Source organism: Nocardioides sp. CPCC 206348, assembly GCF_048654705.1.
Lineage (GTDB): Bacteria > Actinomycetota > Actinomycetes > Propionibacteriales > Nocardioidaceae > Nocardioides.
The window spans coordinates 72,965-78,722 of record NZ_JBMCZA010000229.1; the positions used below are offsets into that span (position 1 = coordinate 72,965).

The window sequence follows — 5,758 nt, forward strand, 5'->3', positions numbered from 1 at the left end:
CGTGGCGGCGAAGGCGTCGCGCACCGTGTCCCGACTCGTCCAGTGCAGCGCCGACAACGCCGCCACGGCGTCGAGGTCCTCGGCCAGCGACACGGACAGCCCGGCACCCCGCAGCGCCTCGACGAAAGCGAGGTGCCGGTCGAGGAGGCCGGAGTGGTCGGCGCGATCAGGGCGGTCGGAGGTCATGGCGTCAGGCCCGGTTGAGCTTGAGTTCCTTGATCGCCCGCTGGTGGTCGGACTGGTGCTTGAGCACGGCACCGAGGGTCTCGGCGATGGCCTTGTCGTCGAGGTCGCGGATCTCGAGGGCGATCAACGTGCGCGCCCAGTCGACGGACTCGGCGATGGACGGCGCCTTCTTGAGCTCGAGCTCGCGCATCCGGGCGACGGTGGCGACGAGCTGCTCGGCGATCCGGTCGTCCAGCCCGGGCACCTGCTGCTGGAGGATCTCCCGCTCCCGCGCGGCGTCGGGGTAGTCGAGGTGGAGGTACAGGCAGCGACGCTTGACCGCCTCGGACAGCTCCCGGCTCGCGTTCGAGGTGAGTACGACGAAGGGCCGGCGCGTGGCGGCAACGGTCCCGAGCTCGGGGATGGTCACCTGGAAGTCGCTGAGCACCTCGAGGAGCAGGCCCTCCACCTCGATGTCGGTCTTGTCGACCTCGTCGATCAGCAGCACCGTCGGCTCGTCGCGTCGGATCGCGGTGAGCAGCGGCCGCGTCAGCAGGAACTCCTCGGTGAAGATGTCGTCGTGCGTGGCGTTCCAGTCGCCGCCGTTCGCCGAGCCCGACGCGTTGGCGGCCTGGATCCGCAGCAGCTGCTTCTTGTAGTTCCACTCGTACAGCGCACGCGCCTCATCGAGTCCCTCGTAGCACTGCAGCCTCACCAGTTCCGCACCCGTGGCGCGGGACACCGCCTTGGCGAGCTCGGTCTTGCCGACACCGGCCGGTCCTTCGAGCAGGAGAGGCTTCTCGAGCGCGCCCGCGAGGTAGGTCGTGGTGGCAGTCGCAGCGTCGGCGAGGTAGCCGGCGGCACCGAGCCGGGCGGCCGCGTCGGCCGGTGATTCGAACCAGGTCATGCGGCCCATCCTGCCCGTCTGGTGGCTGGTCCGGACATCCACACCCCCGTTGTTGTCTGGTGGATCACGCGTGACGAGTCGTGACCCCGACCCCTCCGACTCGTTGAGATCGACAACAGACCGTCGATCAAACAGAACGCGCAGGGGGGCTCCGGATGACCGATCTCGTGCTGCCCGCCCAGCGGTTCAAGGTCGCCGTCCAGGCGATTCGTGCCGCCAGCACTGCGGGCGCGATGACCCTCCTGGTGGGCTTCGGCGCGGTCAACGTGATCACCACGCCCCAGCCGAGCGCACCCGCCGAACAGATCGGCATGCAGTCCGGTCCGCTCGACGACATGATGCAGCGCAACCGGTGCTCGTTCACCGGCTTCGACCGCGACGTGATCCCGAGCAAGGCGATCGTGCGCACCCCCGAGGGCGAGACCGAGCTGGTCTCCTTCGACCACGGCTGGGCCGTGTTCAGCGGGGCCGTCGCCGGCGAGCTCGTGGCCGTGTGCCTGGGCGCCCCGGCGACCACCGCCACCGGCTAGGCCAGGGCCCCGCCCAGGAACGCCAGCACCGACGGGGCGATCCGTCGCCAGTAGCCACTGTCGTGGTCGCCGAGCTCGAAGGCGCCGGCCGGGCGACGGGCGAACCCTTCGACGTACTCCTTCGACGCTGCGTAGAACGGGTCCCCCTCCCCGCAGTCGATGCGGACCGCAATGCCGTCGAGGTCCTGCTGGCGCCCCATCACCGTCGTCGCCTCGAAGTCCGCCCGGTCGTCGTACGCGCCGGGTGCGGTGTCGTCGAAGTCGCGCCACAGCGCGGGCGACATCGCGGCAACCGCAGGCACCCGATCGGCGCCGAGGAGCGCGGCGAGCCGCAGGACTCCGAAGCCGCCCATCGACCAACCGATCAGGCCGATCCGGCTCGTGTCGAGGTCGTGCTCCTCGAGCAACGGCAGGAGCTCGTCGGTCAGCATCGTGCCGGCGTGATCGCCGTCGGCGCGGTCGTGCCAGTACGACTCCCCGCCGTCGACGCTCGCGATCGCGAAGGGCGCCACACCGTCCGCGACGGCGGCCCCGAGGAACCGGTCGAGGCCGAGCCGGTCGGGGCGGAACGCCGACGTGTGGTCCTGCCGGCGCCCGTGCAGGGCGATGACGACCGGCAGCGCGCCGGTCACCCCGGGCGGCCGGGAGATCGCCCAGCCGACGTCCTTGCCACGCGCCCGGGACGGGAACGTGCCCTTCTCGAAGGCGCCCGCCTCGACATCCGGTACGACGCCTTCGGCTCCGTCACGCCCGAGGTGGTGGTAGAGCCAGGCCCGTCCGGGGAGCACCTCGGTCTCGATGCCGACGAGCGCCGCCCCACCGCCGACCGCGACGCCGGTCCCGCCGAGCAGGAGCGCCCGTCGGCTGATTCGTGATCGCTGCGCGTGGCCCATGGTGCTGATGATGACGCGCGACCCGCGTGACGGGTTGTCCGACACGGACGCCGACGTCAGCGGAAGCCGTCGTTGTCCTCGAGGTCGCCCTGGACGAAGACGGCCGCTTCCTCCAGCGCCGGGCCGGCTGTCCTTCCGGAGAGCGCGACCGAGACGGCCTGCGCGAACTGGCTGCTCAGGACTGCGTAGCCCGGGGTGACAGGTCGGGGCACCGCCACGCAGTCCGCCGTGGGCTCGGCGTTGCCGCAGCTCCTGACCAGCTGGTCCGCAAAGAGCGCCAGCGGACCGTCCTCCGCGTAGAGGCTCGAGGCCTCCAGCGCTGACGAGTTGCCGGGGACCGCACCGTTCGCGTCCGCCATCCGGAGCACCTCCTCGTCCTCCAGGAGGTGGGCCAGGAACGTCGCTGCTGCCTGCTGCTGGGCGTCACCGCTGGCCGTCACGGTCCAGGCCCACGAGCCCTGGCCGGTCTTGCTGCCCTTGCCGAGGTCCGGCAGCGGCAGCACGAGCAGGTCGTCGCCGAGCGCCGCTGCGTAGTCGCGGTAGGTCCAGTGCCCCACCCAGGACAAGGGCGCGCGCCGGGAGACGAACGCGTCGTCCTCCTCGTTCGGGTCGACGTACGGCGCCCAGCCCTGGAGCGTGGCCAGCGCACGCCGGGAGGCGGCACCGTCCAGCCGGCCGGTCGGCGACAGTGATTCCTGGTCGATGAGGCCACCACCGGCGGAGGCGACGAGTGGTGCGAATCCGTAGGTCAGCCACTCCCCCACGCCGTAGTTGAGCTTCACGTCCAGGACCTTCCCGTCGGCGTCCTCCTTCGCGAGCGCTGCCAGGGCGGCACCGAACTCCTCGGCGCTCCAGGCGTCATCGACGGACGTCGGCCACTCCACCCCGGCTGCCTCCAGCGCCCGACGGTCGGCGTACAGACCGAGACCTGAATCGAAGGTGCCGACCGCATAGGTGCGGCCACCGTGCGAGCCCTGGGCCTTGAGGGACGGCAGCTGCCTGGCCAGCACCGCGTCGGGGAGGAGACCGTCGAGAGGCACGAGGGCGCCCTGGTGGACATAGCCGGCGAGCAGCGGTCCGTCGACCTCGGCGACGTCGGGTAGGTGACCGCTCGCCACCGCCGTCTGGAGGGCGTCGTTGTAGTCGCCCTCGGCGATCAACCGGAGCTTGACCTCGAGGTCGTCGTGGCGGTCGTTGAACGTCGTCACCTGCTGCTCGAGGACCGCGCGTTCAGCATCCGTGCCGTCGTGGGCCCACACCTCGATGGTGACGCGGTCGGGTCCGGGGTCGGCTGCGCAGCCGACGGCCACCAGCAGGGAGAGCAGGCCGGCGAGGAGCAACGCCCGCACGGGTTTCATGAAGACAGGCTTCGGCCGGGATCCGGCTCATCTGAGGACCCGTTCGGCCGATCAACAAGAGGAATCTGCAGGGAAGGGCGCGAGGATGCACAGGGTCACATCGCTGGTGACGTCGATGCTGGTGGCGGCCGCGCTCCTCGGACTCGCCGGCACGACGGCTGCGGCCGTGACCGCCATTTCTCGGGCCAATGATCGCGTGGTCTCCACCCGCGAACTGGTGTCGCAGTTCGCCTTGCTGCGCGAGGCGCTGTCCGAGGAGTCCTTCGCCGAGGCCGGCTACCGCCGCTCCGCCAGTGACGAAGCATGGCAACGCGTGGAGGAGGCGGTAGCGGCCATGCCACTGCTGATCCAGCAGGTGCGCGAGGAGGTTCCCAGCAGCAACGGGCTCGCGCTCTCCCAGCTCAGCGTCCTCAACGCCCGCTACGTCCGCCAGCTCCGCGCCACGCGCGACACCCCGGCCACCGACGGCGACGACCGCGTCGCGGGCCCGGCGCTGGACGCGATGCGTGCCCTGTTGGAGGCCACGATCAGTCGGCATCGCGATGCCGTCACCGAGGCAACCGAGCAACAGTCGGACCTGACCCGCCGCCTCAGCGTGCTGTTGTCGAGCGTGTTCGCCCTCGCGTTCGGCGTCCTGGTGTGGGTGTTCCGGCTCGACCGTCGCGAACAACGCAGGCTCCGTCGCGAATCGGCCGCCCACAGGACGCGGGCGCTCACGGACCCCCTCACCGGACTGCCGAATCGCGCCGCGTTGCTCGGCACCATGGAAGCCGAGCTGGCGCGCGCGGACACGCAGGCCGCCCTGCTGTTCCTCGATCTCGACAAGTTCAAGCCCGTGAACGACACCTGGGGACACCACGCGGGCGACGCCCTCCTCCAGCAGGTCGCGCTCCGGCTGCAGGACGCCGTGCGAGAGGACGACTTCGCTGCGCGACTCGGGGGCGACGAGTTCGCCGTGTTCTTGCCCCGGGGCAGTGGTGTCGAGGCGGTCGAGGCACGCATCCTCGCGGCATTCGCGCGCCCGTTCGAGGTGGCTGGCCAACCCTTCGACCTGCACACCTCGATCGGCATGGCCCGTTCCCGCGGCGCGAGCCAGGATCCCGACGAACTCCTCCGCCGTGCCGACGAAGCGCTGTATCGAGCCAAGCGAGCCCGCTGCCGCTGAGCCCTTCGGGGCGGACGAGGCCGCGCAGGATCACTCCTCGACGGGCGGTGCCGCTTCGCCGGACTCCGGCGCTGCTTCTGCGTCCGGTGTCGGCGCCGGGGCCGGCGGGGCCGGGGCCGCCGCGCCGGCGATCACGACGGCGTACGGATCGAGCTTGTCCTGGTCCTTCTGGTGTTCCTCGATCCAGGTCACCCACTTCGCGTCCAGGTCCGCACCCGCCTCCGCCGTCGCGTCATCCCAGGACGTGGCCGTGCTGGTCGTGAACGTGTACGCCGACAGGCGCGCCTTGAGAGTGGCCTTCCACGTGTCGGCGACACCCTCGTGCAGGGCCTCGTGGGCGCGCAACGCCGTGTGGGCGGCGGTCCACTCCTTCTTGATCTTGGTCGGCGCCCAGGTCGGCATGTCGACCGACTTCTTCACATCGACGGTCGACGCCTTCACCTTGACCGTCCAGGTGCCGTCCTTCTCCTTGGCGTCGAAGGTCCGCGTCATCGAGAAGGCAGCCTGGGTGTGGGCGGCCTCAGGTGCGTACGGGCTGTTGGCCGCGAGCCAGGCCAGGACGGTGGTGGCGTCGGAGTCCGCCTTCGCGCCGACGGCGTACCGCTGTACGCCCAGGAGTCCGGCCACGGCGCCGTTGCCCGCCGCGCGTTGCAGGGCCAGCACACCTTGCGGCGTCCGGCCCGCGGTCGTCTCGCGGACGGCGGCGTCCTGTCGTTCAGGGTCGGCACCGTGTTGGTGCC

At 71.0% G+C, this 5,758-nt stretch carries 6 protein-coding genes and 1 pseudogene; 2 read left to right on the top strand and 5 right to left on the bottom strand.

Annotated features, from left to right (window positions below):
- Together ACOADB_RS26180 and ACOADB_RS26185 are read right to left on the bottom strand one after the other, a co-directional pair.
- Positions 1 to 186: pseudogene (locus tag ACOADB_RS26180) on the bottom strand (hypothetical protein); the annotation flags it as partial.
- Positions 187 to 190: 4 nt separating this feature from the next.
- Positions 191 to 1,081, bottom strand: coding sequence for an AAA family ATPase (locus tag ACOADB_RS26185; RefSeq protein WP_378605900.1), 891 nt, complete (start codon positions 1,079 to 1,081; stop codon positions 191 to 193).
- Between the two features lie 146 nt (positions 1,082 to 1,227).
- Here ACOADB_RS26185 and ACOADB_RS26190 point away from each other — a divergent pair, with 146 nt between their 5' ends.
- A complete protein-coding gene (locus tag ACOADB_RS26190) occupies positions 1,228 to 1,602 on the top strand; it encodes a hypothetical protein (RefSeq protein WP_378605903.1) in 375 nt (124 codons plus the stop codon).
- On the opposite strand, the gene ACOADB_RS26195 is transcribed toward ACOADB_RS26190, so the two are convergent.
- Both ACOADB_RS26195 and ACOADB_RS26200 read right to left on the bottom strand, forming a co-directional pair.
- Positions 1,599 to 2,495 (bottom strand): alpha/beta hydrolase, encoded by an 897-nt coding sequence (locus tag ACOADB_RS26195; protein ID WP_378605906.1) that lies wholly within the window; start codon positions 2,493 to 2,495, stop codon positions 1,599 to 1,601. The genes ACOADB_RS26190 and ACOADB_RS26195 overlap by 4 nt on opposite strands.
- A gap of 56 nt (positions 2,496 to 2,551) precedes the next feature.
- A complete protein-coding gene (locus ACOADB_RS26200; RefSeq protein WP_378605909.1) occupies positions 2,552 to 3,853 on the bottom strand; it encodes an ABC transporter substrate-binding protein in 1,302 nt (433 codons plus the stop codon).
- Between the two features lie 85 nt (positions 3,854 to 3,938).
- Here ACOADB_RS26200 and ACOADB_RS26205 point away from each other — a divergent pair, with 85 nt between their 5' ends.
- Positions 3,939 to 5,018 carry a diguanylate cyclase domain-containing protein gene (locus ACOADB_RS26205; RefSeq protein WP_378605912.1) on the top strand — a complete coding sequence of 360 codons (1,080 nt, stop codon included), beginning with the start codon at positions 3,939 to 3,941 and terminating at the stop codon, positions 5,016 to 5,018.
- 30 nt (positions 5,019 to 5,048) lie between these two features.
- Here the strand turns inward: ACOADB_RS26205 and ACOADB_RS26210 are convergent.
- A partial coding sequence (locus ACOADB_RS26210) for a DUF922 domain-containing protein (RefSeq protein ID WP_378605915.1) occupies positions 5,049 to 5,758 on the bottom strand: 710 nt, incomplete at its 5' end.